The following is a 23,913-nucleotide window of genomic DNA, read 5'->3' on the forward strand; positions in this document are numbered from 1 at the left end:
CAAGCGCGACAGGCGCCGCCAACGCGCGTGCGCCCGGCGCGCTGGACCACATGAGCGGCATGGTCGTCTTCACGCGCGCGGCGGAAACGCTCAGCTTCGCGGAAGCGGGGCGGCAGCTCGGGCTTTCGGCGTCGGCGATCGGCAAGGCGGTCGCGCGGCTGGAAGCGCGCGTCGGCGTGCGGCTCTTTCATCGCAGCACACGCAGCGTGCGCCTCACGCCCGAGGGCGAGCTCTTTCTCGCGCGATGCCAGCGCATTCTCGGCGAGATCGAAGAAGCCGAATCCGAACTGGCGATATCGCGCGCAAAACCGATGGGCCGCCTGCGCGTGAGCATTCCGCTCGTCGGCACGCTGCTGATGCCGGTGCTTTCGGCGTTCATGCGCGCGTATCCCGCCGTGCAGCTCGACATCGATTTCAGCGATCGTCTCGTCGATGTCATCGACGATGGCTTCGATGTCGTCCTGCGCACCGGCGACGCAATCGATTCGCAACTCACGATGCGCACGCTCGGGCACTACACGCATCTGATCGTCGGCTCGCCGGCGTATCTCGACGCGCACGGCGTGCCCGCGACGCCCGAGATGCTCGGCGCGCATGCGTGCCTGCAGCATCGCTTCTCGCGCACGGGACGTCTCAGGCGCTGGATCTTCGTGCGCGACGGCGCGCCTTTCGACGTGGAGCTTCCTTCGACGGCCATCGCGAGCGCGGTCGAGCCGCTCATCGCGCTGGCGGAGCAGGGCCTGGGCCTCACGAGCGTGCCGGACTACGCCGTGCGCGCGCAACTCGCCGATGGCTCGCTCGTCGCCGTGCTGCGCGATTTCACGGCGGACCGCATCCCGTTTCGCGCGTTGTGGCCGTCAGGGCGCATGACGCCGCCGAAGGTGCGCGTGTTCGTCGACTTCCTGCATCAGCACTTGTTTCCGGGTTCGGCGTGACTGATCTGCGTGAGCGTGAACGCGTGGCGCAACTCGAAGCCGAGCCGTTCATACAGGCCGATGGCGCTTTCGTTGTGGCTGAACACGTGCAGGAACGGCGTGTCGCCGCGTAGCCCGATTTCCCCGCGCAGAATGTTCATCAGTTTTCCGGCGAGACCGCGCCCGCGGCAACGTTCGTCGACACATACCGCGCTGATTTCCACATGACCGTCGATGGCCATGCGTTCGCCCGCCATCGCGACGAGTTCTCCGTGTTCGCGTATCCCGATGTAGTGGCCCATCTCGCGCGTGCGCGTGGCGAACGGGCCCGGCTTGGTTCGCTGCACGAGCGCGAGCATGTCGTCGACATCGGCGGGGCCGAGGTCGATCACGTCGCTGTCGTCGGTGCTTTGCGTGAACGGCTGCGTCGCGACCATCTGATGAATCGTGCCGACGCGCTTCGCCTGCAGCGTATCGATGCCCGCGACCGCATCCGTCGACAGAACGACGACCTGCTCGCCGGGCTGCATGAGCGCGTTCAGCGCGCGCCACGCGTCCGGCGTGTCCGACGCGACCGCCGCGAACGGCGCGACGTCCGGATGAAAACGCCGCGCGAGCGCGTCGCCCAGGCCGAGATGCGCCTGTTTTGTCGTCAGCGCGGTCCAGATCGGGCGGTCGAGTGCTGTTTTCATGCGGGCTCCGGATAAGGAAATGGATCGGATAAGCGCCACTCTAGACAGATCGACGCGTTCCGGCTACTGTCGTAAATGACATTTTTAGGATCATTCACGCCATGCGGATGACGGTTCTCGCCCTCGACGGCGTATTCGACACGGCGCTGTCCGCCGTGCTCGACGCGTTCACCACCGCGAACGAACTGGCGGACATGCTGGAGCCGGGCGTCGGCCCGCGCTTCGAGATCGAACTGGTCGGCGTGCGGCGCGACGTGCGCACCTCGCTCGGCATGCGCGTGCCCGTCATGTCCGCGAGCGCGATGGCGCGCCCCGACTGGCTGATCGTGCCCGCGCCCGCCACCAAGATGCCCGCGCAACTGCTGCCGGCGCTCGCCCGGCGCGACGTGACCGATGCCATGCAATTGCTCGCGCAGCATCACGCGGACGGCGTGAAGATCGCGGCGGCGTGCATCGGCACGTTCGTGCTGGCGGAATCGGGCTTGCTGGACGGCCAGGAAGCCACGACGAGCTGGTGGCTCGCGCCATTGTTTCGACAGCGCTATCCGTCGGTGCGGCTCGACAGCGCGCGCATGGTGGTGCCGTCGGGAGCATTCGCGACGGCGGGCGCCGCGATGGGCCATCTCGATCTCGCGCTCTGGCTGATGAATCAGGCGAGTCCCGCGCTGGCCGCGACGGTGGCGCGTTACCTGATCGTGGATGCGCGTCCGTCGCAGGCGCCTTACATGATTCCGGATCATCTGGCGCGCGCGGACCCGATGGTCGAGCGCTTCGAACGCTGGGCGCGCGCGCGGCTCGCGCAGGGCTTTTCGCTCGACGCCGCCGCCCACGCGCTGGCGACGAGCACGCGCACTTTGCAGCGGCGCATCGAAGCGGTGTTGGGCAAATCGCCGCTGTCGTATTTTCAGGATTTGCGCGTGGAGCGGGCCGTGCATCTGCTGCGTTCCAGTCAGCTCGATATCGAGGCGATCGCCGCCGAAGTCGGCTATGGCGACGGCGCGACGCTGCGCACGCTGTTACGCCGGCGGCTCGGGCGTGGCGTGAAGGAGCTTCGGGCGCGCGGCGTGGAAGAGACGTGATGTGGACGGCGCGCCGTCGGGATCGTCAGTTTCCAGCCGAGCCGCGCCCGCCGCTAACGTGTGACGCCTCAGAACTTCTCCACCCACGGCCGCAGTTCGATCTCCCAGGCCCACGCGCTGCGTTGCTGGCGCAGGACGTCGATATACGTCTGCGCGATGGCATCGGGATCGAGCGTGCTGTCGGGTGCATCGGGCGGATCGGCGCGTTGCCCGGAGCGCACGGCGCCGTCGATGACGAAATGCGCCACGTGAATGCCCTTCGGCGTCAGTTCGCGCGCGGCGCTCTGCGCGAGGCCGCGCAACGCGAATTTGCCCATCGCGAACGGCGCGGACAGCGCGAATCCCTTGACGCCCGCCGTCGCGCCCGTCAGCAGGATCGCGCCTTTGGCCGCGGGAATCATGCGTCGCGCCGCCTGCTGCACCGCGTGGAACGCGCCGAACGCCGACACGGCGACGGCCCGTTCGACCTCCGCCGCGTCGAGTTCCGCGATGGCTCCGCGCACGCGCCCGCTCGCGTTGTAGATCACGATTTCCGGCGCGCCGATGCGTTTATCGGTTTCGGCGAAGAGCGCTGCCGTCTGGCTGGCGTCGGAGGCATCGACGGGCAGTGCGATTGCGCCGGTTTCATCGACGAGCGCCGACAGTTTGCCGACGTTGCGCGCCGCGATGACGACGGGAATGTTCTCGGCGCGCAGACGCCGGGTGAGAGAGCCGCTGATGCCGCTTCCGGCACCGATGATGAGGGCGCTGCGATAAGGAAGAGTGCTCATGGCTTCACGCTCGAATGGGTGACGAAGCCGATGATAACCGTGGCGTGAAATCGGCGCGCAAGTGGCGAAGGCGATGGGCGTCCGGAGCGGTGCGACGGTCAAGAACGATCTGCTTGCCGATAATCCCTTCGCGCCGGCACCGAAGCGTGAAGAGAGGAGAAGGAAGCACGAGTGTTCCTTCTCCTGTTGACGGTGCTGCTTCAGACCTTCACGCCGTGCAGGAGGCTGCCGATCGAGTCCAGCGACTTCGTGATGTTCTTCAGATCGACGTTGGTGTATTGCGATGCATCGACCTGAGTCACCGGCGCCACGTTGATCTGCGGGCTCGCGAACGCGAAGCCGGTGACCGAGTTGGCGTTGATGCCGTTGTTCTGGAAGATGCTCGCGCCACCGACGATAGCGCCCATTTCAGCACGGCCGAGTTCTTTGCTGACCGCGAGGTTGTCGATTTTCAACATGATGTTCTCCTGATATCGAGCGTTAGACCTTCACGCCGCCGAGCAGGCTGCCGACCGCGTCGAGCGACTTCGTGACGTTGGTCAGATCCACGTTCGTGTGCGTCGAGGCATCGACTTGCGTCACCGGGGCGACGTTGGTCTGCGGGCTGGCGAACGAGAAGCCGCTCACCGAGTTGGCGTTGATGCCGTTGTTCTGGAAGATGCTCGCGCCGCCGACGATAGCGCCCATTTCAGCGCGGCCGAGTTCTTTGCTCACTGCGAGGTTGTCGATCTTCAGCATGATGTTCTCCTGATAACTTGAATGGATGAGTGAGTGATTGATCGAGGCTTAGAGCTTCACGCCGCCGAGCACGCTGCCCACTGCGTCGAGCGACTTCGTGACGTTGGTCAGATCGACGTTCGTGTGCGTGGAAGCATCGACTTGCGTAACCGGCGCGACGTTGGTCTGCGGGCTGGCGAAAGCGAAGCCGCCGATCGAGTTCGCGTTGATGCCGTTGTTCTGGAAGATGCTCGCGCCGCCGACGATGGCGCCCATTTCTTCACGGTCGAGTTCTTTGCTGACTGCGAGGTTGTCGAGTTTCAACATGATGGTTCTCCGGATGACTGTGTGGTTAGGGATGAATTAATCTTCAGACCGCGACGCCGCCGAGCAGGCTGCCGATCGAGGAGAGCGACTTGGTGATGTTCTTCACATCGACGTCGGTGTGTTGCGATGCATCGACTTGCGTCACGGGGGCGACGTTGGTTTGCGGGCTGGCGAAAGCGAAGCCGCTGATCGAGTTGGCGTTGATGCCGTTGTTCTGGAAGATGCTTGCGCCGCCGACGATAGCGCCCATTTCAGCACGGCCGAGTTCTTTGCTGACTGCGAGGTTTTCGATCTTCAACATGATGTAGCTCCTGGGATTCGGTTGGGTTGGTTGAGCACCAATCGTTGCGCTCGCAGCTACTTATGCGAGGGCTGTGCCAGGTGAGGCTGGAAGATCCGTTAGGTTAACCTAACTCGCTGATTTATAGAGATAAAAATATAGAATGATGCGAGATATAGGGTGATTCAGGCTCGCCGCCATCGGTCCAGTTGTCGGCCATCGAAAGACAGGCGATCTGAATCTGTCGGTTTGCAACGAACAGGCGTCATTGGGACAAGACGAGGGAGAACGCGGCGCAAATTCAAGAGGATAACGAAGTATTTATAGCGAGATGCGGACACTCGCGTAGAGCGTCGCAATGGGAAGAGAAAGACGGGAAAAAGGGAGAAGGAAATTATTCCTTCTCCCTTGGATGAAGCTGGCTGTGTCTTACAGCTTCACGCCTTCCAGCAGGCTGCCGACCGACGACAGCGACTTCGTGACGTTCGTCAGATCGACGTTCGTGTGCGTCGATGCATCGACTTGCGTCACCGGGGCGACGTTGGTTTGCGGGCTGGCGAACGAGAAGCCGCTCACCGAGTTCGCGTTGATGCCGTTGTTCTGGAAGATGCTCGCGCCGCCGACGATGGCGCCCATTTCTTCACGGTCGAGTTCTTTGCTGACGGCGAGGTTGTCGAGTTTCAACATGATGGTTCTCCGGATAGCTGTGTGGTTAGGGATGAAATGAGCTTCAGACCGCGACGCCGCCGAGCAGGCTGCCGACCGACGAGAGCGACTTGGTGATGTTCTTCACATCGACGTCGAGGTGTTGCGATGCATCGACTTGCGTCACCGGGGCGACGTTCGTTTGCGGGCTGGCGAAGGCGAAGCCGCTGATCGAGTTGGCGTTGATGCCGTTGTTCTGGAAGATGCTTGCGCCGCCGACGATAGCGCCCATTTCAGCACGGCCGAGTTCTTTGCTGACTGCGAGGTTTTCGATCTTCAACATGATGTAGCTCCTGGGATTCGGTTGGGTTGGTTGAGCACCAATCGTTGCGCTCGCAGCTACTTATGCGAGGGCTGTGCCAGGTGAGGCTAGAAGATCTGTTCGGTTAATCTAACGTGCTGATAAGAATGGATATCTTTGGGAGAAGGTGCGGCTTTTAATCGACCGGGAGCCGGAGATTGCGCGTCGAGATGTCGGGGGTGGAAAAACAGAGCGGGGATGTTTGTTGGTCTCGGACGAACACGGTCTTCGATACGGGGCTCCCGTATCGAAGACGACATCAAAGTTGCTGGGAAACGCCGAGCGGAGCGATAGGTTCGATGACCGGCTCGCTTCTGGGCTGCAGATCGTGGATGAACGTCTCGGACAGTGCAATCACGCTGGCGAGTGCGCGCGTGTCGTAGAGCGCGTGATCGACATCTCCGCACACGGCGGCCTTCACTCTCGTCGTACGCGAGAGCTTCTTTCCATGCCTGCCGAAGTGCGCATTGAGTTGATCGAGCCCTTCGTCACCCGCGCCGTAGACGAGCAGCGTGCGCACGCCTTTGCGTTCGAGCGCGTGAACGACGCTGTGCGGTTCAGTAAGCGACTGGTTGCCGCCGGTATGCACCGCTTTCCTGCGCGCCACGCCGGGCATCTGCGATTGCAATCGCGCCGCGGCATTCGATGCGAACGCCTTCACGATCGGCTTGAGCCCACGCTGACCGCTCAACACGAGCCACCATTTCTTCGGCTTCAGAATGGCCGGACCGAGACGCGCCATCGTGTTGCGTCGCTGGTTCCTGAGCTCTTGCAGCGTCAGCCGCTCGGGGATGTAGAAGCGCTGCAGATTCACGGCGATCACGGCCGCGATAGCCGGCTCGATAAGCGATGCGCGCAACGCGCTATACGCACCCGAGCAGATGCCGAACGCGACGACGTTATCGTAGCCTTTGCGTTTGAGCCATGCGCCGGCTGTCGCGACATCTTCGATCGTGCTTTCGGCATGAATCGAAGCTGTCGTGTCCAGCGTTCCGTCCGGCGAACGCGCGGGGCTGTCGCCGATGCCGCGCGCGTCGAAGCGCAACGACGCAATGCCGCGTTGCGCCATTTCCCGCGCGATGCGCACCGACAGACGGCTGTCGCCCTGATGCACGCTGCCGGCCGTATTGGTAATGACGATGACCGGTCCACCTGCGAGTCTGTCGCGTGGCTCGCACAAGATGCCGAAGAGTCCGGCCGCGCCGAAGATCACCGTACGCTCGATGGCTTCCGGCGTTTCGATGATCGCATCGTCGCTCATGCTCGGCCGCGACGCCTTTCTCGCGCGGCCCGGCATGAGTTCCTCGAACTCGTCTTCGGCCATGCTCCGGGCGATCCATTGCGCGGCGCGCTCGAGCGTCTTTTCCGGCAAGGTAGACGAAGCGGTCTCCTGCATGAATTCGAAATAGTCGTCGAAACTTTCCGCCTGCACCTCGACGCCGCGATCGCGCAATGCAATGCACAGCGACTGGCTCGCGCCGGGTCGCATATCGGCGACGAACACGCGCTTGGGCAACGCATGATGACGGCTCATGGACTTGGCGAGATCGAGCCCGCTCAAGCGGCTGCGAAACGCTTCGCTATAAACCTGCCCGAGCACATGAAAGGGCGAATCGATCTGCCTCGCTTGCACTTCCACGGGAAGATTTTCGACCCATGTCTTGCGCAAGGCCGTCAATTCACGCAGATAGTGGCGTCCGTTCACCACGGGCGCGAGCAGCGCGAGCGAATCCACGAGCGGATGTTGCGATGCCAGCGCCGCCAACGTGCCGCCCAGACGCAAGCCGCACAGCGTGACCTTGGTCACGCCCGTCTCGTGCCGCAAGCGTTCGACAGCCGCGCCGATATCCGCGACGAAGTCGTCGAGCCGATCGCTTTCGTGATCGATTCCGACGGAATCGCCGGTTGCGAGATAGTCGAAGCGCAGGACCGGAATCTCCTGCCGCGAAAGCTCCTCGGCCAGATAGCGCATGGCCTTGTGGCCCCATGCCTCTTCATGTCCGAAAGGGTTGCACAGCACGACTCCGTGGGTTCCCTGACCGACGTGAAGCCACCCGAAACGGCCTCCGAAGACGAGCGGTGTCATGCGTCGCCTCCGCTTCCAAAATTACCGACGCACGCACGCATCTTCCGGTAAAACGCGACGCCGGCAACGTCACGCATCCCTAGGCCGCTCGATTTTCTAATAAGGTCGCGCATTTTGTTGAGTTTCTCATTGCACGTTTTGCAGGATTTAACATCCTTTCGATTCCTCAGTTCGGTGCGGTGGGCAACAAATTGACGATTTGGGTAAACCTTTATTGAAGGTGGGCGAGTTTTTCCGGGCGTTGGTCGGTCTAGGTGGTCAGAGTTGGAACAATGCGTTCTATCGGCAACATTAGTATTCCTGCCATTTATTTCAAAAGGTCACGCGTGAGGCAGTTCACGAGAACTTCGGCTCGCAGTCATTTCGGCTGCTCATGCGCACGTTGCCGGACATCTTGGCACGCGTGATCCGGTCTCGTAAGAACGGACAATATCCGTCAATATAGTTCGGTATGCTATTCAAGTGCTCTCATCGGTTCGTTGTCGTCGGCTCTCTGACCGGCTTGCTGGCTGCCTGCGTGGCTGAAGTTCTTCTTCGAGGTGGAAAGCAATGCGCTCGACGTGCTCATTCATTCGATGCGCAGTGTGCGCGGCATCGGCTGGACGCTGCTGGGCGCGGATCATGTACGCACAGCGCAGCCGGCTTGAGTAATTCTGATCTAACTCTGCATGAATAAGATGTGCTTGCCGTCTTGTGAAATTCAATCATCCAACAAGGAGTGTCATATGAAGTCCGCCAAAGTTCTGCTTGCCCTGATCTGTGTTTGCGCCGCCGGTGCCGCCAGCGCGAAGGAAATAAAAGTTGCACCCGCGAAGATGACGTGCGCGGACTTCGTGCAGGTCGATGAAGCGTATCAACCTGCGCTCGTTTATTGGGTCGCCGGCGTCGACAAGCTCGGCGTGAAGGGAACGGAGACCACGGTGATCGATACGGAACAGCCTGTCGGCGCGACCGTCGCGGAAGCATGCAAGCTGGAGCCGAATACGAAGTTCGTGACGAAGGTCCGGTCCATGGTCAAGGCGAATCAAATCGCACTCTTCGATCACCATTGAGGACGCGCGCTGTCGGTTGCTAGGTGACGAGATGAGTCGATACAGAACACGACTATCGTCGAAAAGCACGGCGAGCAAGACCTCTGACACGCGAGCCCGACGCTCACCTGGCCCTTGCAGGACATGACATGCGGCATAACCGGGCTCGCGTTTCACCAGCACGCTTGACGGACGCTTAGCTCCGCGCGTGTGCTTTTGTCATACAAGGCACACGTTTTCCATTTGCAATTTTCCGGAACGCGGTATGATGAATCGACATTACAAAGTGTAATGTCGTCGGTGAACAAATTTCTTGTGAATTTGTCTGCCTAAAGACGAAATCGGGGCCATTCAGATTGCTGATGACCGTAAGCAACCGTAAAGGAGCCTTCATGACATCACACGTTTTCGAGTCCGTGCGTCTGGACGACGTGTTGCTCGAATCAGATCCAATCGATCCGGCATGGATCCTCGAAGGCAATCCTGTCGCACGCAGCGGCAGATGGTCGCAAAGTCTCGACACCACGACGACCTCCTGGGTCTGGGACTGCACCGCCGGTCGTTTCAACTGGTACTTCGAAGAAGACGAGACAATCTATGTGATCGAAGGCGAAGTTATCATCACCGCAGAAGGCCAGGAACCGCGCATGCTGCGCGCGGGACACGCTGCATTGTTCTATGCGGGTACGCGCTCCGAGTGGTACGTGCCCAGATATGTGCGCAAGCATGCGATTCTGCGTCCGCATATCACAAAACCCGTATTGCTTGCCCTCAAGGTGAGCCGCAAGCTCCAGAGTAAGCCCAGCGGATATCTTCCGCGCACGGCGGTCTGAATCGCGATCGCTTGACACAAGTTTCCGTGGAAACTAATATTGTTTCCACGGAAACATGCGTTAAAGAGCGATCTGTGAATGACATTCTTGGCAATCAGAATCCTCTGGAGCGGCACCTCGGATACTGGATGAGGCTCGTATCGAACGAGGTATCGAACGCTTTTGCGCGCGCACTGGCGGATCGGCAAATATCCGTCGCCGAATGGGTGGCGTTGAACCATATCGCAAGCAGGGCGCATTCGACCAGTTCGGCAATAGCCACATCGATCGGCATGACGAGGGGCGCCGTCTCCAAGATTCTCGACAAGCTCGAATCGAAAGGGCTCGTCTCACGCGTTGCGAGCGCAGATGACAATCGTGTGCAGACTCTGTCGCTCACGCGCGACGCGCGTCGCTTGCTACCCAAACTGACCGCCATTGCGGACGCCAACGACGACCATTTCTTTTCCGTGCTCGACGAATCGGATCGAAACGCACTTCGAGCCCTGCTGCAAAAGCTCGCAGACCTCCATCAGATTCGCGACATCCCGATCGAGTAACCTCTTTTAACTGGAACAGTGATGAGTCAGGCGATCAAGAACCTTGCCGACGCCCAACAACGCGCGATGCAAGGCCGGCCGAAGTCCGGCGGATTTCCGTACCTTGCCGAAGTACTTCGACGTACCGGCATTCGATCGTGACGCACTGATCAATGCGTTACGGACGGATCCCCACGTTTCTGCAGAGCGCGTGGAACGCCGGTGTTATCCGCTACGACGTCGACCTGATTCGCCGACGCGTAATCTATTCCGGATGTCAGGGCGAAGAATACATTGGGCACTATCTTGAAGTGATAGTGTGATAAGAAGTTATCCGACCGGAAATCCAGGCTGTCGATAAGGAAGTTGCCGGGGCCTTGCTCGCTTGTGTGACGTCTGATGAAGAAGACCCGCCACCGGAGGCGGCAAGCAAAAAGTCCGCGCCCGCCAGATTGCAGAATACGGCCAGCCTGAGAATAATCGATATCGTTTCGATTGGCGCATACGTCGCCGCTGGCGAATTCGGGGCAACCGCCTGAAAGATGTTGCATTTCGGCTCTCCGTTGTCCCTGTCACCGCCTGCCAAGACTGCATGGGTGACGCAAACGAATTCGTTACCGAAAACGTATGTTCCGCTGATTTGAGCCGAAGAGACTTGACGTGCGGTTTTCAGATTAGCTATGCATAGGGATAAGATTAGGATTGTGGCGGAGGGTGCCAAGATATTGTCACTCGCGACGCTTATCCTCTGTCGATGATATCGTCGATAAGAGCGTGCGCGAATGCATCGAGAGTGGCTGGATCGCGTCGGATGGCGCTTTCGTCGAACGTTTCGAACAGGCGATGGCGCGATACGTCGGCCGCAAACATGCGATCGCCGTCGCGAACGGAAGCGCGGCGCTCGGAAGCGCGGCGCTCGAGCTTGGCCCCGACGATGAAGTCATCATCGCGACACATACGATCATTTCCTGCGCATCGACCGAAAAGTGCGCCGTTCATGAGGCTTTTACGATTCGATTGAACGCAGCGAGCGTTTCCAGGTCAAGCATATCGTGGTGTCGCCGGGCGCGCGTCTTTCGCTGCAAATGCATCATCATCGTGCGCGCCACGGCGCTCGTGACCCAAGGCGACAATCAGTTCCTGCCTTCGGAAAACGAATCGACGTATATTCCGCTCGGCGTGCGGCATCGTCTGGAGAATTCAGTCGGGCTCCTATCTCGGCGAAGACGATATCGCGCGGCTCGACAATTGCTACGGCCGCATCTGATCTTTTCAACAGCGCTTTGATGCCGAGGTATGACATGCGCGATTTTCAGGGATTGCTGGCGCGACTCTTCGATGTCGCTATGGTGGTAAGCGGCGCTACCATTGCGTCGCGGATCAGGTTCGACAATATCGCCGAGCCGGCTTACTACATGCCGTTCGTCGCCTTTGCAGCAGCGTTTTCACTCGTGCTTTTCCCGGGTTTCGGCGTGTACGAGTCGTGGCGCGGGCGCAGCAAGATCGTGCTGACGAGTCACGTATCGCTCGCGTGGCTCGTCGTGCAGGCCTGCGTGCTCGTGCTGATGTTCTCACTGCATCGGCTCGACGATGTCTCGCGGCTCTGGTTCGCATACTGGACCGCGATGTCGGGCGCGCTGATGATCCTGGGACGTCTTGCAACGCATGCGGTGCTTGCGCGCATGCGTCATGCCGGAATGAACTTCCATCAGGTGGCTGTCGTTGGCTGCGGCCGGCACTGTGAATCGATCATGAAAAGGATCGAGCGCGCGAGTCATTCGGGCTTTCGCACGATCGCGGTATTCAACGCATCCGCCGAATTGCCGATAACTTCGAGAATGCCCGTATTCGATGAATTCGACGCTTTCGTCAGGCATGTCCGCGAGCAACGGGTGGATGAAGTGTGGCTCGCATTGCCGCTATCGCAAGATCGGACCATCCTTCGCTTCGTGAACGAATTCCGCGACGATCTCGTGAACGTGCGTTTTATTCCCGACGTGCGCAGCCTCGCGCTCTTCGAAAGCGGCGTGACGGAGTTGCTGGGTGTGGCGGCGATCAACCTGATGGCGTCTCCGCTTTCGCAGAGAGCATTGCTGCAGAAAGACGTGTTCGACCGCCTGTTCGCACTCGTGGCGCTCACAGCGATCGCGCCGCTTCTGATTGTTATCGCCATTGCAGTCAAGCTCAGTTCGCCTGGACCCGTTTTGTTCAGGCAGCGTCGCAAAGGGGCGGACGGACGGGAATTCACCATCTACAAGTTCAGATCGATGCGCATGCATACCGAAGAGGCCGGCGTTGTCCGGCAAGCCACGCGCAACGATCCGAGGGTGACACGCGTCGGGGCGTTCCTGCGCCGCACGAGCCTCGATGAACTGCCGCAATTCTTCAACGTCTTGCGTGGGGAAATGTCCGTCGTGGGACCGCGTCCGCATGCGCTCGCACATGACGACCTGTATCAGAAAGTCGTGCAAGGTTATATCCATCGATACCGGATCAAGCCGGGAATTACTGGCTGGGCGCAGGTCAATGGCTTTCGCGGAGAAACGGACCGGGTAGAGAAAATGGAGGCGCGCGTCGCGCACGATTTGTACTATCTGGGGAACTGGTCGTTCGCACTGGATATGCGCATCATCGCCGCGACGATATTCAAAGGGCTACGCAGTAGCAACGCTTACTGATTCGATTACTTCGCGCTGCTCAATCGAGCCGCTTGCGCGTCGTCAATCCGCTCGCCTTGTCCCATTGCTCGGGCGTCATTTTCTGCACGGTGACGCCGAAAGTCCAGATATGACCTTCGGGATCTTTCGCGCGATAAGTTCGGTCGCCATAGAACTGCGTCTGCGGCTCCGCGATGATCGCTGCGCCCGCCGCGCGCGCATGCTCGCAATGCGCATCGACGTCCTCGCCTTCGGCAAGTTGCACGTGCACCGACTGCGTATTCCTGCCGCCGACCGAGCGCGGGCTCTTGTGGTCTTCGCTCCATTCGCTGCCAATCATGATCACGCAATCGCCATACGACATCTCGGAGTGGGCGAGATTGCCGTCGGCATCGAGAATGACGAACATCGGCTCGAAACCGAATGCGGCTTCGAGCCACCGGAAAGCGGCCTTCGGATCCTGATACGAGAGCGCGCTCGAAAGTCCTTTGCCGCGATAAGCTTCAGGCATATCGATACCTCCGGTTTATCCGCGATTAGCGAAAGGGCTCAGGCCGCGAGCACTTCGTTGACCGCCGCTTCCGCATTCTTCACGGCCGCCGCATGCTCGCGGATCAAGCGATAAACCGTCTCGCCCGGCACGGTTTCGGATTCGAGCAACTGATCGGCGATCGCGCGCAACACCGGCTCGTTCGCCTGCAAGAGCGCAAAGCATTCATCGCTCAGATCGTGCAGCAATGCGTTCGCGTGTCCGATCGAATTCTTCAGTTGCAAGCCCGCGTACTGCTGCGGCAACGCTGCAAGACTGAAGAGATTGCCGTCTTCGTTGAAGCCGAATTTCGACACCATGTCGAGGCTGATACGCGATGCTTCCTGAAGATCCGACGCCGCGCCGCTCGACGCTTCATCGAACATGAGCAGTTCCGCATTGCGCCCGCCGAGCAGCACCTGAATCTCGTTGCGCAATTCGGTCTCGCGATAAAGATGCTTGTCCTGCATCTTCGTGATGAGCGCGACGCCCAACGCGCCGCCGCGCGGCAGGATCGTCACTTCTTCGAGCACGCCGGTGCCGAGCAGCGCCGCGACGAGTCCGTGACCTGCTTCGTGCACCGCGATGCGCGTGCGTTCGTCGTCGGACAAGGCGCGTTCCGCACCGTTGACGTCGCCGATACGCGCAATCTTGATCGCTTCGAGGAAATGCCTCGCGCACACTTCGCGTTCGCCCGCCTTGCGCGCGACGAGTCCCGCCTGATTGACGATCATCGACAACGTGGCCGGCGACAGACCCGTCGTCAGACGCGCGAGTTGATCGAAATCGATGTCGTCGTTTTTCTTCTTCAGATTGGCCGCGTAGAAACGCAGAATCTCGGCGCGATCGTCGACGCCCGGCAGACGCACTTGCACCGTGCGATCGAAACGGCCGGGGCGGCGCAGCGCTTCATCGAGATTGTCCGGATGATTCGTAGCAGCGACGATGATCACGCCTTCGTTCGACGCGAAGCCGTCCATTTCCGCGAGCAGTTGATTGATGATGCGGTTGCTCTCCGCTTCCACGGGGCCGCCGCCGGTATCGGTGCGCTTGCCGAGGCCATCGGCTTCATCGATGAAGATCACGGTCGGCGCGTTCTTGCGCGCGAGCTCGAACAGATGCTTCACCTTCTGAATACCGACGCCGTAATACTTCGCGCTGAAATAACTGCCCGTGATCGCGATGAAGTTCGCGCCGCATTCGCCCGCAAGCGCCTGCGCGAGCCGCGTCTTGCCGACGCCCGGCCCGCCCGTCATCAGAATGCCGCACGGCGCGCGCACGCCCATGCCGGTGAATTGCGCGGGTTCGGTGAGCCACGCCCGCACATCGGTCAGCGCGGCTTTTGCTTCGCCCGCGCCGATGACGTCGTCGAAACGCAGCGTCGGCGACTCGCCGAGCAGTTGCGCGCCGCCTCGCATCTCGCGTCGCATGAACCAGAGAATGCCGCCGAGCATCAAGAGCGGCAGCAAGAGGCTCAGGATGTCGCGCGAACGATCGAACATTTCGCTCCAGCGCGCGATGCCCGTTCGCACGTTGGCGTCGGGCAACCAGACCAATTGATAGGGCGCGCTCGCACCGGGTTTCATATCGCCGAGCAGCAGCGCATTCGAAAACGCGCCGTTATGATCGGCCACGTAGTACTTATCGCCCTTCATCGTGGAGACGAGAATCGCATCCGGACTCACGCCGATCGTCGCGACGTTTTTATCGCGGATATCGGTCAGCATTTCCGATGCGTCTTTCTCGCGATGCGTCCACGCCGATGCGTCATGGCGCATCTGACTGGCGATTCCCGTCAGCGCCGCCGACTGCGACTGCTGGGCGCGCAATTCATGGCGCCAATGAACGAAGCCCGCGCCCGCGACGAGCGCTGCGGCGATCACACCGATTGCGAAGTATCGGCCAACGCGTGACCGCAGCGAATTCCTTGACGGTTTCATCAATTCTTTCCCAATGGGGCCGCGAGAGCGACGCCCTTCAATCTATCGTCGGAGGAAATGGCATCCGGACGTGTCTCTATTCGTGCTTCGGTGGTGGGATGCCCGCGCGTGTGTCTTGATCCTCAAGATGGCGTGGCGATCGACCTTGAACCGTAGATCGTCAACCATGCGAGCATGGCCCGCTAATCGGGAAGTGCTCCGCTGAATGGTGCCCAAATTGCATGACCATTCGATAACGCGGAACAGCGCGCGAACGAGCGTTAAACACGTCGTCAGATTTCACGTCCCTTTTTTTTAATTAACGGCAGGTGACGAGTCTTCTTGACGACCGTGTAAAAAGCGGATGATCCGCGCTCGCGGCGTGATGCAGGTTGGATGGCGTATGCAGGACGGAGGCAAGGATATCACGGGAAAAAACTATGCTCCATCCGGTAAGGAATACTGCTTGCTTAGGGTAGTGAACTGTCCGCGACCATGGGGCGCGCGGCGGATCCAAACCGGAGGGTCATAACATCATGTTGTATTACGCGTTGGTCTTTTTCATCATCGCGATCATCGCCGCCGCTCTCGGGTTCGGCGGCATCGCGGCAGGAGCGGCGAGCATCGCGAAGATTCTGTTCTTCATCTTCCTCGTCATCTTCCTCGTGACGCTGGTGATGGGCCTCATGCGACGTTGACGGCCCTTTCCGATGCAGGCGTCGCGTCGCGGCTGGTCGGCGCGACGCCTTTTTTTTTGTCCGATCAACGCGCGCCGATCGACGACACGCGTTCCGTCGCGCGGCTCGGCTGAAGGGATACGCATCGGGTTCGGCCATTCCACGCCCGCGCTTGTTCCGCTAGCGCGCGATGGCCGAGCGCAGCGCCGCATCGCGGCGCACGATCCAGTTGAAGAGCGGCGTGGCCATCAGCGTGCTGACCACGGCCATCAGCACGAGAATCGAAAACAGTCCGGGCAGGATGACGCCCGCCGCGAGGCCGATGTTGACGATGATGAGTTCCATCAGGCCGCGCGCGTTCATCAGCGCGCCGATCGCCATGGCATCGCCGGAAGGCTCGCCGTTCGCGCGCGCGGCCGCCCAGCATGCGATGCCCTTGCCGCCGAACGATGCGAGCAGGATCGCGATGGCCGCGAGCATGATGGCCGGGTCCAGCAGCATGTCGAGCCGCGTGTTGAGGCCCGAGTAGGCGAAGAACATCGGCAGCAGGAACACGACGACGAACGGTTGCAGCATGTCGCGCAGCTTTTCCGTCAGCGGGCCGCGCGGCATCGCGACACCCAGCAAAAAGCCGCCGAACACGGCATGAATGCCGATTGCGTCCATCGCGAATGCGCAGAGCGAGAACAGCGCGAGCACGGTGGCGAGCACGCTCGTGGGCAGCGGCGCGTGCGGATTCAGTCCGGCCGCGAGCCGGCGCAGCAACTTCCCGCCGGCGAAGATCATGAAGAGCGCGAAGGCCGCGCCGCCGCCGATCGCCGCGTACGCGCCCATCCACGAGCCGCCGAAGCCCGCGAGCACGATCGCGAGAATGCACCAGGCGGCGGCGTCGTCGAATGCGCCGGCGGTCAGCGCGAGCGTGCCGAGCGACGTGCCGGTGAGCCCGCGTTCGTGGATGATGCGCGCGAGCATCGGAAACGCGGTGATCGCAATCGCCGCGCCGAGAAAAAGCGAAGCCTCGTAGAGCCGAACCTTGTCCGCGAAGAGGCCGGGAATCGTGTGCAGCCACGGCGTCATCGCGAACGCGAGCGCGAATGGCGCGACGATGCCGGCGAGCGACACGCTCATCGCGCTCTTCGCGCGTGCGCGGAAGTGGTCCGCGCGAAACTCCGTGCCGACGAGAAACATATAGAGCCCGACGCCGAGTTGCGCGGCGACGTAGAGCATGGCCATCGTCGGCTTGGGAAAGAGCGCCTGCTGCCAGTGCGGCAGGAGCATGCCGAAGAACGACGGGCCGAGCAGCACGCCCGCGATCATCTCGCCGACCACTTGCGGCTGACCCACGCGCTGCGCGAGCCTGCCGACGAACTGGCTCGCGAGCACGATCGCCGCGGCCTGGGCGAAAAAGTAGACGGACAACTGGGAAGACGGCATCTTTCGAACGGCGTAAGAATGAACGACGGGGAGTCTGACGGCGAGGCCGATGGTCTGTCAACGAGCCGGGGGGCTTGCCATGTCAGTTTTGTACCGGTATTGTCAAAAAGTTCGACAACGCGCCACGGAAGAGCTCGTCCTTCGCGACGACGCCGACGGAGCAACCGCCCCGGAAACTCTCAGGCAAAAGGACCGTGCGCGCCGGAACATCTGGAGAGCGGCGCAATTCTATTTGGAACGCGCCCACCGAAGGGGAGCCCCGGCTGCCGACGCCAACGTCGGGCGGCTTGCGGGCGAAACTCTCAGGTACATGGACAGATGGGGCATCGGTGCCGGCTGCGGTATGTGGCCAAGGCCGGCGATGCTCAATCAATCTGGACCATGTCATGTCACGAATCGCCATCATCGGCGCCGGGATCACCGGCGTCACGACCGCTTACGCCCTTGCGCAGCGCGGTTTTCGCGTCACCGTCATCGAGCGTCATCGCTATGCGGGAATGGAAACGTCTTTCGCGAACGGCGGGCAACTGTCGGCGAGCAACGCCGAAGTGTGGAACAGCCGCGCCACCGTGCTCAAAGGGCTGAAGTGGATGTTCACGCGCGACGCGCCTCTCCTCATGAATCCGCGGCCGGGCTGGCACAAGTACAGCTGGATCGGCGAGTTCCTGCGTCAGATTCCGAACTATCGTGCGAATACGGCCGAGACCGTGCGCCTTGCGATCGCGGCGCGCGAGCATCTGTTTCGCATCGCGCGGGACGAGAAGATCGATTTCGATCTCGAACGGCGCGGCATTCTGCATTTCTACGCGACCCGCAAGGAGTTCGACGCCGCCGCGAAAGTGAACGGGATCCTGACGGATGCGGGCCTCGACCGTCACGCGGTCACGCCGGAAGAGATCGCGTCGATCGAACCGACCTTGCATGGCTCGTTTCATGGCGGCTTCTTCACGCCGTCGGATTCCACCGGCGACATCCACAAATTCACGCGCGGACTCGCCGATGCCTGCGCGCGGCACGGCGTCGAGTTTCGCTACGACACGTCGGTGACATCGATCGATGAACGGGCAGGGCGTATTTCGCTGAACGTCGAGCATGCGGACGAGACGCAGACGCTTCACTTCGACGGCATGGTGATCTGCGCGGGCGTCGGCAGCCGGGCGTTTGCGTCGATGGCGGGCGATCATCTGAATGTCTATCCGGTCAAGGGCTATTCGATCACCGTCTGCCTCGACGACGCGCGCAGCCGCGATCACGCGCCGTGGGTCAGCCTGCTCGACGACCGCGCGAAGATCGTCACGAGCCGGCTCGGCGCGGACCGCTTCCGCGTGGCGGGCACGGCGGAACTGAACGGCGTCAATCGCGATATCCGCGCGGATCGCATCGCACCGCTCGTCGAATGGACGCGACGCCATTTCCCCGATGTATCGACCGCGCGCGTGATTCCGTGGAGCGGCCTGCGCCCGATGCTGCCGAGCATGCTGCCGAAGGTCGGGCAGGGCAGGCGTCCGGGCGTGTTCTACAACACCGGCCACGGGCATCTCGGCTGGACGTTGTCGGCTGCGACGGCGGAGATCGTCGCCGAAGCGGTGTTGCGGCGCATGCCGTCCAGACATGCGCAGGCCGGCGCTTCGTCGCATGTGAGGATGGACGTGGCGGCGTGATATCGTCGGCGCACGGTTCACTGTGACGAAGGAGCGTGCGATGGCCGAGCTCGTCAATTGCCTCTGGTTCGACGGTAACGCCCGTGAAGCGGCGGAATTCTACGCCGCCACTTTCCCGGATAGCCATGTCGGCGCGGGCCATGTATCCGCGAAGCCGGGCGTGGGGACGGGGCCGGAACTGACCGTCGAGTTCACCGTGCTCGGCCGGCGCTTTCTCGGGCTGAACGGCGGCCCGAACTTCAAGCCGAATGAAGCGGTGAGCTTCATGGTTCACACCGGCAGCGCGGAAGAGACCGATCGCTACTGGAACGCGATTATCGGCAATGGCGGCGAGGAAGGCCCCTGCGGCTGGTGCAAGGACCGCTGGGGCTTTTCATGGCAGATCACGCCGAAGCGGCTGCTCGACATCTTCGACGGCCCCGATCGCGAAGCCGCCAGACGCGCGATGGACGCCATGATGACGATGAAGAAGATCGACATCACGGCGATCGAGCGCGCGGCGGCGGGCGGCTGAGGTCTTACAGCGAACGCTCGATGGCCTTGCCGAGCAGATCGAGACCGAGATCGATCTCTTCCTCGCTCACCGTGAGCGGCGGCGCGATGCGGAACACGCCGCCCATTCCGGGCAACTGCACGATGTTCATGCTCAGCCCGAGATTCATGCACTCGCGCGTGATCTTCGCGCCGAGGCCGTCGGCGGGCTCCTTCGTGCGGCGATCCTTGACGATTTCCACGCCGAGCAGCAGACCGCGCCCGCGCACATCGCCGATGCAGTCGAAGCGTTCCATCAGATCGAGCAGGCCGCGTTTCAGCCGCGCGCTCATCACGTTCGCGCGCGCGACGAGCCCGTCGCGCTCGACCACGTCCAGCACGCGCAGGCCGACGGCCGCCGGCAGCGGATCGGACACGTGCGTCGTATAGAACAGATAGCCGAGTTCGTGCGCTCTCTCTTCGATCGCCGCCGACGTCACCGTCGCCGCGAGCGGCAGGCCCGCGCCGAGCGTTTTCGAGAGCGTGAGAATGTCGGGCGTGACGCCGTCGCGCTGGCAGGCGAACATCGTGCCCGTGCGGCCGATGCCGGTTTGCGCCTCATCGAGAATCAGCAGCATGCCGCGCTCCTCGCACTTGCGCTTCAACGCCGCCATGTAGCCTTCCGGCAATTCGATGATGCCGCCCGAGCTCAGAATCGGTTCCGCGATGAACGCGGCGAGATTGCCGCTCGACTGTCGATCGACGAGATCGAACGCGTAGTCGAGTTCCGCGAGCCAGTCGTAGTGACCGTTGCGCTCGAAGCGCGCGCGATACGCAAACGGCGCGGGAATCGCAAACGAGCCGACCGCCGCCGGACCGACGCCCTTGCGCCCCGCGCTGTAGGTGGCGGACGCGGCGTGGCCCGTCATGCCGTGCCACGACTGCGCGAAGCCGACGACTTCGTAGCCGCCCGTGACGAGCTTCGCCATGCGGATCGCGGCTTCGTTCGATTCCGCGCCGGTGCTGAGCAGCAGCGCGCGATCGAGGCCGGCGGGCGTGATATCGGCGAGGCGCGTCGCGAGATCGACGACGGGCCGCGACAACATTCCGCTAAAGAGATGATCCAGCTTGCCCGCATACTCGCTGATCACCGACACGATTTCAGGGTGACTGTGACCGAGCACGGCGCTCATCTGTCCCGACGTGAAATCGAGAATCGCGCGGCCGTCTGCGTCGTAGACGAAGCTGCCCTGCGCGCGCTCGATGATCATCGGCTCGAACGTGCCGCCGTAGCGAATGAGGTGCTGCCTGGCGTTCTGCCAAAAAGTTGCGTCGTTGTTCCGGGACACCGTGCTTCTCCTGGCGAAAGGTGAAAGAACTTGCAGTGTAGTCGGCGCTCTGGTTTTATAGAATCGAATAGTTCTAATGCGAGATAGAAGAGGATCTAATATCTTGAGTCTGTCGCTAGAGATCGAACTGCTGCGCTCGTTCGCCGTCATCGCGGAAGTGCGGGCGCTGAGCCGCGCGGCCGAGCGCATCGGCCGCACGCAATCCGCGCTGAGCCAGCAGATGAAGCGGCTGGAGGACATCGTCGATCAGCCGCTCTTTCAGCGCACCGGGCGCGGCGTCGTGCTGACGAATCCCGGCGAGCGTCTGCTCGTTCACGCGCAGCGCATCCTGCGGCTGCACGACGAGGCAATGGCCGATCTGTGCGGCAAAGGGCTGTCGGGCAGCATCCGCTTCGGCTGTCCGGACGATTACGCCGCCGTTTTCCTGCCGACCTTGCTGCGGCAGTTTTCGGGCCAGCATCCGCACGCGCTGGTGGAAGTCGTGTGCGGCCCGACGCCCCGGCTCGCCGAGCAATTGAAGAAGCGCGCGCTCGATCTCGCGATGCTCTCGCTGCCCGAAGACAGCCCCGGCGACGAGGTGATCCGGCGCGAGCAACTCGTGTGGATCGGCTGTCCGGGGATGCATTCGACGCACTACGATCCCTTGCCGCTCGCGCTCTCCGATCCCGACACGCTCGATCACATCGCCGCGTGCGACGCGCTGGAGCGTGCGGGCAAGGCGTATCGCATCGCGTATGCGAGCAGCAGTCTCGCGGGGCTCATCGCGCTGGTGCGCTCGGGGCAAGCTTTCGCGGTCATCACGCAGACGGCCGTGCCGGCGGATTTGTGCGTGCTGAATGCCGATCCCGGTTTGCCTGCGTTGCCGGGCGTGGGCATATCGCTGAAGTTCGCGCGGGAGCGGCCGTCGTTGTTGACGGCGGCGTTTGCGGAGCACATCCGGCTCACGCTGCCGTTGCTCTGAGGCGATGAAATTCGATCGGGCGAAGTAGGCCGGAAATCACCCGCTTTCCGACGCTTGGCGCAACGTTTTCGCGCGCTAAGATGCTTTGCATCCCCTCTAGCTCTTTTCCCTCCAGGGATCGAGCGACTTGGCGTCGTGCGGATTCCGTCCACACGACGCTTTTCTTTTGCGGCGGAAGCGTTCATGCGCGGGCTACACTAGCCGCTTTCCTTCCGCGCCCCGCACGCCATGCCTTCTCGCGACCACGACAGCGCCGACGCCTCGCAAGACCCGGCGCTCCTGCGACGCCTGCTGCGCGCCAGGGACCGAATGGACGCGTCGTCGCACGAAGACTGGCCGGTGAGGCGTCTGGCCGAAGTCAGCGGCGTTTCCGAAGCCCATTTCGCGCGCTCGTTCAAGCGGGCGTTCGGCATTCCGCCGCATCGCTATCTTCTGACGCGGCGCATCGAGCAGGCCGTCACGCTGTTGCGCGACACCGATCTTTCCATCACGGACATCGCGTTCGTCACCGGCTGGGAGAGTCTCGGCACCTTCGGCCGCATCTTTCGCGACATCACCGGCCACAGTCCGGGCGCGATGCGCATCGAGTCCCGCGCCGCCATTGCCGCGCTCGATCGCGTGCCCGCCTGCGTGCTGAAGGCCGCGCAGCGTCCCGATCTGACGATCGCAGTTTTGGAGAAGCGCCGGCGCGGCGCGAAGGGTACAGTGCGGCCATCTTCAACGAAGGAGGTCACATGAATCAGGGCATCAACGTGGTGGGCATCTATGTCGACGATCAGGACGAAGCGCTTGCGTTTTACGTCGGCAAGCTCGGATTCCGCGTTCACACCGACGTGCGCAACGGAACGTACAGATGGCTCACCGTGCAGCATCCGGATCAGCCTTCGTTTCAGCTCGGCCTGTTCGCGCCCGGCCCGCCCATTCACGACGACGCCACCGCGCAAACGCTGCGCGCGATGGTCGCGAAAGGCGCGATGCCGCCGCTCGTGCTGTCCGTCGCGGATTGCCGCGCGACATACGAACGGCTGAAGGCGAATGGCGTGGAGTTCACGCAGGAGCCGGTCGATCGCTTCGGCAGCGTCGATGCCGGATTTCGCGATCCCGCCGGCAATGGCTGGAAGATGATTCAGGCGCCGCGCTGAACGGGACATGATGTGTCCGGGTTCGCGGAGAACATGAGGTCTGTTCATAGAGTGCTTAGAACATGACCGAATTGCTCATTGAGTCGCCGCGAACCGGCGCGGCTTCCTCGTATGATCCGCCTCGCGACACGCCGGCGCTCGTGCTGGCGTGGATCAGGCGCGCCCGCGAATCGCAGATTCGTCATTACACGATGGCCGACAGGCTGACGCGCTGCGGCCGGCGGCTCGGCCTCGGCGTCATCGGCATTACGGCGGTGACGGGCACGTCGGCGTTTCTGTCGCTCGTCGCGGCGGCGGTGTCGCCGGACGTGCGCGTGGTCATCGGCATGACGAGCCTGAGCGCGGCCGTGCTCGCTTCGTTGCAAACGTTCCTGCGTTACAGCGAGCGCGCCGAATTGCATCGGCGAGCGGGCGCGCAGTACGGCGCAGTGCGGCGGCGTCTCGAAGCGATCCACGCCGCCGATCCTTCTTTGCATGATCCGCGCGTGATCGATGCAGTGCGCGACGAACTCGACCATATCGCGCAGACCGCGCCGCATCTGCCGCGCAGCGTGGCGAAGTCGTGAACTGCACCGCTGGTGTTGTAAGGGCTCGCGAAAGACCAATCGATCTCGCGCATGAAACGCAGTACTACGAAGAAAATGGCGATGTCGTCGGTTCGATTCGGGATGCGTTGCGGTCTTCGTGATGCTCTGCATCGGGTTACTCGCACCTCAGCGAAAAGCGCAGCCCTGCACACCGAGGAAAACGCTACGCCAATAATCAAGCGATGAGTCGCGGCTGATAGCGGTCAGCCTGATTCAACTGATGATTGAACGTCACACACGATGCCTTTGTTTGCGTTTTCGAAACGTTGCCCG

General features: G+C 62.0%; 27 protein-coding genes, 2 pseudogenes and 2 riboswitches. Of the genes and pseudogenes, 15 read left to right on the plus strand and 14 right to left on the minus strand.

What is annotated here, in order from left to right; translation table 11 throughout:
* Positions 1-41 precede the first annotated feature (41 nt).
* The gene (locus NOV72_RS21715; RefSeq protein ID WP_216858893.1) at positions 42-935 is read left to right on the plus strand and encodes a LysR family transcriptional regulator; all 894 of its coding nucleotides are present in this window, start codon (positions 42-44) and stop codon (positions 933-935) included.
* On the opposite strand, the gene NOV72_RS21720 is transcribed toward NOV72_RS21715, so the two are convergent.
* Complete coding sequence (locus tag NOV72_RS21720; RefSeq protein ID WP_106856639.1) at positions 908-1,606, minus strand: GNAT family N-acetyltransferase; 699 nt, start codon at positions 1,604-1,606, stop codon at positions 908-910. The two genes, NOV72_RS21715 and NOV72_RS21720, sit on opposite strands and share 28 nt — an antisense overlap.
* 101 nt (positions 1,607-1,707) lie before the next feature.
* Here NOV72_RS21720 and NOV72_RS21725 point away from each other — a divergent pair, with 101 nt between their 5' ends.
* A complete protein-coding gene (locus NOV72_RS21725; RefSeq protein WP_106856640.1) occupies positions 1,708-2,685 on the plus strand; it encodes a GlxA family transcriptional regulator in 978 nt (325 codons plus the stop codon).
* A 68-nt stretch (positions 2,686-2,753) separates the two neighbouring features.
* Here NOV72_RS21725 and NOV72_RS21730 read toward each other — a convergent pair whose 3' ends face one another.
* The 8 genes from NOV72_RS21730 to NOV72_RS21765 form a co-directional block, all read right to left on the minus strand.
* A complete protein-coding gene (locus NOV72_RS21730) occupies positions 2,754-3,455 on the minus strand; it encodes an SDR family NAD(P)-dependent oxidoreductase (protein WP_106856641.1) in 702 nt (233 codons plus the stop codon).
* A 200-nt stretch (positions 3,456-3,655) separates the two neighbouring features.
* Positions 3,656-3,913, minus strand: a complete 258-nt coding sequence (locus NOV72_RS21735) for a hypothetical protein (protein WP_106856642.1) — start codon at positions 3,911-3,913, stop codon at positions 3,656-3,658.
* A gap of 22 nt (positions 3,914-3,935) precedes the next feature.
* Entirely contained in the window at positions 3,936-4,193 is a 258-nt protein-coding gene (locus NOV72_RS21740; protein WP_106856643.1) for a hypothetical protein, read from the minus strand.
* A gap of 48 nt (positions 4,194-4,241) precedes the next feature.
* Positions 4,242-4,499 (minus strand): hypothetical protein, encoded by a 258-nt coding sequence (locus NOV72_RS21745; RefSeq protein ID WP_106856644.1) that lies wholly within the window; start codon positions 4,497-4,499, stop codon positions 4,242-4,244.
* 43 nt (positions 4,500-4,542) lie between these two features.
* Positions 4,543-4,800, minus strand: coding sequence for a hypothetical protein (locus tag NOV72_RS21750; protein ID WP_035511911.1), 258 nt, complete (start codon positions 4,798-4,800; stop codon positions 4,543-4,545).
* A gap of 408 nt (positions 4,801-5,208) precedes the next feature.
* Complete coding sequence (locus tag NOV72_RS21755) at positions 5,209-5,466, minus strand: hypothetical protein (RefSeq protein ID WP_106856645.1); 258 nt, start codon at positions 5,464-5,466, stop codon at positions 5,209-5,211.
* Positions 5,467-5,509: 43 nt separating this feature from the next.
* Positions 5,510-5,767, minus strand: a complete 258-nt coding sequence (locus tag NOV72_RS21760) for a hypothetical protein (protein WP_106856646.1) — start codon at positions 5,765-5,767, stop codon at positions 5,510-5,512.
* Positions 5,768-6,044: 277 nt separating this feature from the next.
* Positions 6,045-7,871 carry a serine aminopeptidase domain-containing protein gene (locus NOV72_RS21765; protein WP_106856647.1) on the minus strand — a complete coding sequence of 609 codons (1,827 nt, stop codon included), beginning with the start codon at positions 7,869-7,871 and terminating at the stop codon, positions 6,045-6,047.
* Between the two features lie 725 nt (positions 7,872-8,596).
* Between NOV72_RS21765 and NOV72_RS21775 the strand changes: the two genes are divergently transcribed.
* From NOV72_RS21775 to NOV72_RS21785, 3 genes are all read left to right on the plus strand, one after another.
* A complete protein-coding gene (locus NOV72_RS21775; protein WP_106856648.1) occupies positions 8,597-8,923 on the plus strand; it encodes an HdeA/HdeB family chaperone in 327 nt (108 codons plus the stop codon).
* Between the two features lie 371 nt (positions 8,924-9,294).
* Positions 9,295-9,735 (plus strand): cupin domain-containing protein, encoded by a 441-nt coding sequence (locus NOV72_RS21780; RefSeq protein WP_106856649.1) that lies wholly within the window; start codon positions 9,295-9,297, stop codon positions 9,733-9,735.
* Between the two features lie 74 nt (positions 9,736-9,809).
* The gene (locus tag NOV72_RS21785; RefSeq protein ID WP_245933119.1) at positions 9,810-10,274 is read left to right on the plus strand and encodes a MarR family winged helix-turn-helix transcriptional regulator; all 465 of its coding nucleotides are present in this window, start codon (positions 9,810-9,812) and stop codon (positions 10,272-10,274) included.
* A gap of 149 nt (positions 10,275-10,423) precedes the next feature.
* Here the strand turns inward: NOV72_RS21785 and NOV72_RS32415 are convergent, their stop codons facing one another.
* Complete coding sequence (locus NOV72_RS32415) at positions 10,424-10,804, minus strand: hypothetical protein (protein ID WP_181291135.1); 381 nt, start codon at positions 10,802-10,804, stop codon at positions 10,424-10,426.
* 223 nt (positions 10,805-11,027) lie between these two features.
* On the opposite strand from NOV72_RS32415, the pseudogene NOV72_RS32820 reads away from it, so the two are divergent.
* From NOV72_RS32820 to NOV72_RS21805, 3 genes and pseudogenes are all read left to right on the plus strand, one after another.
* Positions 11,028-11,171 (plus strand): annotated as a pseudogene (locus NOV72_RS32820) (DegT/DnrJ/EryC1/StrS family aminotransferase); the annotation flags it as partial.
* Between the two features lie 137 nt (positions 11,172-11,308).
* A pseudogene (locus NOV72_RS21800) lies at positions 11,309-11,540 on the plus strand (hypothetical protein).
* 14 nt (positions 11,541-11,554) lie between these two features.
* Complete coding sequence (locus NOV72_RS21805) at positions 11,555-12,931, plus strand: undecaprenyl-phosphate glucose phosphotransferase (protein ID WP_106856651.1); 1,377 nt, start codon at positions 11,555-11,557, stop codon at positions 12,929-12,931.
* 19 nt (positions 12,932-12,950) lie between these two features.
* On the opposite strand, the gene NOV72_RS21810 is transcribed toward NOV72_RS21805, so the two are convergent.
* Both NOV72_RS21810 and NOV72_RS21815 read right to left on the minus strand, forming a co-directional pair.
* Positions 12,951-13,421, minus strand: a complete 471-nt coding sequence (locus NOV72_RS21810; RefSeq protein ID WP_106856652.1) for a VOC family protein — start codon at positions 13,419-13,421, stop codon at positions 12,951-12,953.
* A gap of 38 nt (positions 13,422-13,459) precedes the next feature.
* Positions 13,460-15,379, minus strand: a complete 1,920-nt coding sequence (locus NOV72_RS21815) for an AAA family ATPase (RefSeq protein ID WP_106856653.1) — start codon at positions 15,377-15,379, stop codon at positions 13,460-13,462.
* A 515-nt stretch (positions 15,380-15,894) separates the two neighbouring features.
* Here NOV72_RS21815 and NOV72_RS21820 point away from each other — a divergent pair.
* Positions 15,895-16,056, plus strand: coding sequence for a DUF1328 family protein (locus NOV72_RS21820; protein WP_035508907.1), 162 nt, complete (start codon positions 15,895-15,897; stop codon positions 16,054-16,056).
* A 159-nt stretch (positions 16,057-16,215) separates the two neighbouring features.
* Here the strand turns inward: NOV72_RS21820 and NOV72_RS21825 are convergent, their stop codons facing one another.
* A complete protein-coding gene (locus tag NOV72_RS21825) occupies positions 16,216-17,469 on the minus strand; it encodes a cation:proton antiporter (protein ID WP_106856654.1) in 1,254 nt (417 codons plus the stop codon).
* Positions 17,470-17,584: 115 nt separating this feature from the next.
* Positions 17,585-17,673: riboswitch (glycine riboswitch) on the plus strand.
* A gap of 3 nt (positions 17,674-17,676) precedes the next feature.
* Positions 17,677-17,790: riboswitch (glycine riboswitch) on the plus strand.
* 65 nt (positions 17,791-17,855) lie between these two features.
* Here NOV72_RS21825 and NOV72_RS21830 point away from each other — a divergent pair.
* Complete coding sequence (locus tag NOV72_RS21830) at positions 17,856-19,130, plus strand: D-amino acid dehydrogenase (protein ID WP_216858892.1); 1,275 nt, start codon at positions 17,856-17,858, stop codon at positions 19,128-19,130.
* Positions 19,131-19,170: 40 nt separating this feature from the next.
* Entirely contained in the window at positions 19,171-19,644 is a 474-nt protein-coding gene (locus NOV72_RS21835) for a VOC family protein (RefSeq protein ID WP_106856655.1), read from the plus strand.
* A 4-nt stretch (positions 19,645-19,648) separates the two neighbouring features.
* Here NOV72_RS21835 and NOV72_RS21840 read toward each other — a convergent pair whose 3' ends face one another.
* The gene (locus tag NOV72_RS21840) at positions 19,649-20,950 is read right to left on the minus strand and encodes an aspartate aminotransferase family protein (RefSeq protein WP_106856656.1); all 1,302 of its coding nucleotides are present in this window, start codon (positions 20,948-20,950) and stop codon (positions 19,649-19,651) included.
* A gap of 76 nt (positions 20,951-21,026) precedes the next feature.
* Between NOV72_RS21840 and NOV72_RS21845 the strand changes: the two genes are divergently transcribed.
* From NOV72_RS21845 to NOV72_RS21860, 4 genes are all read left to right on the plus strand, one after another.
* On the plus strand, positions 21,027-21,911 hold the full coding sequence (locus tag NOV72_RS21845) for a LysR family transcriptional regulator (RefSeq protein ID WP_181291136.1): 885 nt from the start codon (positions 21,027-21,029) through the stop codon (positions 21,909-21,911).
* Positions 21,912-22,139: 228 nt separating this feature from the next.
* Positions 22,140-22,649, plus strand: coding sequence for a helix-turn-helix transcriptional regulator (locus NOV72_RS21850; RefSeq protein WP_106856658.1), 510 nt, complete (start codon positions 22,140-22,142; stop codon positions 22,647-22,649).
* A complete protein-coding gene (locus NOV72_RS21855; RefSeq protein WP_106856659.1) occupies positions 22,646-23,053 on the plus strand; it encodes a VOC family protein in 408 nt (135 codons plus the stop codon). Before NOV72_RS21850 ends, NOV72_RS21855 begins: the two co-directional genes overlap by 4 nt.
* A 62-nt stretch (positions 23,054-23,115) precedes the next feature.
* Positions 23,116-23,619, plus strand: a complete 504-nt coding sequence (locus NOV72_RS21860; protein ID WP_106856660.1) for an SLATT domain-containing protein — start codon at positions 23,116-23,118, stop codon at positions 23,617-23,619.
* The last annotated feature ends 294 nt before the right edge of the window (positions 23,620-23,913 follow it).

The sequence above is a fragment of the Caballeronia novacaledonica genome, from assembly GCF_900258035.1.
GTDB classification, from domain to species: domain Bacteria; phylum Pseudomonadota; class Gammaproteobacteria; order Burkholderiales; family Burkholderiaceae; genus Caballeronia; species Caballeronia novacaledonica.

Bases quoted from the DNA above. Each gene is read 5' to 3' on its own strand.
- NOV72_RS21860 (WP_106856660.1), top strand. From the start codon at position 23,116: ATGACCGAATTGCTCATTGAGTCGCCGCGAACCGGCGCGGCTTCCTCG.
- NOV72_RS21825 (WP_106856654.1), bottom strand. From the start codon at position 17,469: ATGCCGTCTTCCCAGTTGTCCGTCTACTTTTTCGCCCAGGCCGCGGCG.
- NOV72_RS21850 (WP_106856658.1), top strand. From the start codon at position 22,140: ATGCCTTCTCGCGACCACGACAGCGCCGACGCCTCGCAAGACCCGGCG.
- NOV72_RS21815 (WP_106856653.1), bottom strand. From the start codon at position 15,379: ATGAAACCGTCAAGGAATTCGCTGCGGTCACGCGTTGGCCGATACTTC.
- NOV72_RS21725 (WP_106856640.1), top strand. From the start codon at position 1,708: ATGCGGATGACGGTTCTCGCCCTCGACGGCGTATTCGACACGGCGCTG.
- NOV72_RS21830 (WP_216858892.1), top strand. From the start codon at position 17,856: ATGTCACGAATCGCCATCATCGGCGCCGGGATCACCGGCGTCACGACC.
- NOV72_RS21780 (WP_106856649.1), top strand. From the start codon at position 9,295: ATGACATCACACGTTTTCGAGTCCGTGCGTCTGGACGACGTGTTGCTC.
- NOV72_RS21760 (WP_106856646.1), bottom strand. From the start codon at position 5,767: ATGTTGAAGATCGAAAACCTCGCAGTCAGCAAAGAACTCGGCCGTGCT.
- NOV72_RS21750 (WP_035511911.1), bottom strand. From the start codon at position 4,800: ATGTTGAAGATCGAAAACCTCGCAGTCAGCAAAGAACTCGGCCGTGCT.
- NOV72_RS21810 (WP_106856652.1), bottom strand. From the start codon at position 13,421: ATGCCTGAAGCTTATCGCGGCAAAGGACTTTCGAGCGCGCTCTCGTAT.
- NOV72_RS21740 (WP_106856643.1), bottom strand. From the start codon at position 4,193: ATGCTGAAGATCGACAACCTCGCAGTGAGCAAAGAACTCGGCCGCGCT.
- NOV72_RS21735 (WP_106856642.1), bottom strand. From the start codon at position 3,913: ATGTTGAAAATCGACAACCTCGCGGTCAGCAAAGAACTCGGCCGTGCT.
- NOV72_RS21720 (WP_106856639.1), bottom strand. From the start codon at position 1,606: ATGAAAACAGCACTCGACCGCCCGATCTGGACCGCGCTGACGACAAAA.
- NOV72_RS21745 (WP_106856644.1), bottom strand. From the start codon at position 4,499: ATGTTGAAACTCGACAACCTCGCAGTCAGCAAAGAACTCGACCGTGAA.
- NOV72_RS21820 (WP_035508907.1), top strand. From the start codon at position 15,895: ATGTTGTATTACGCGTTGGTCTTTTTCATCATCGCGATCATCGCCGCC.
- NOV72_RS21805 (WP_106856651.1), top strand. From the start codon at position 11,555: ATGCGCGATTTTCAGGGATTGCTGGCGCGACTCTTCGATGTCGCTATG.
- NOV72_RS21845 (WP_181291136.1), top strand. From the start codon at position 21,027: ATGCGAGATAGAAGAGGATCTAATATCTTGAGTCTGTCGCTAGAGATC.
- NOV72_RS21835 (WP_106856655.1), top strand. From the start codon at position 19,171: ATGGCCGAGCTCGTCAATTGCCTCTGGTTCGACGGTAACGCCCGTGAA.
- NOV72_RS21765 (WP_106856647.1), bottom strand. From the start codon at position 7,871: ATGACACCGCTCGTCTTCGGAGGCCGTTTCGGGTGGCTTCACGTCGGT.
- NOV72_RS21730 (WP_106856641.1), bottom strand. From the start codon at position 3,455: ATGAGCACTCTTCCTTATCGCAGCGCCCTCATCATCGGTGCCGGAAGC.
- NOV72_RS32415 (WP_181291135.1), bottom strand. From the start codon at position 10,804: ATGCAACATCTTTCAGGCGGTTGCCCCGAATTCGCCAGCGGCGACGTA.
- NOV72_RS21775 (WP_106856648.1), top strand. From the start codon at position 8,597: ATGAAGTCCGCCAAAGTTCTGCTTGCCCTGATCTGTGTTTGCGCCGCC.
- NOV72_RS21755 (WP_106856645.1), bottom strand. From the start codon at position 5,466: ATGTTGAAACTCGACAACCTCGCCGTCAGCAAAGAACTCGACCGTGAA.
- NOV72_RS21855 (WP_106856659.1), top strand. From the start codon at position 22,646: ATGAATCAGGGCATCAACGTGGTGGGCATCTATGTCGACGATCAGGAC.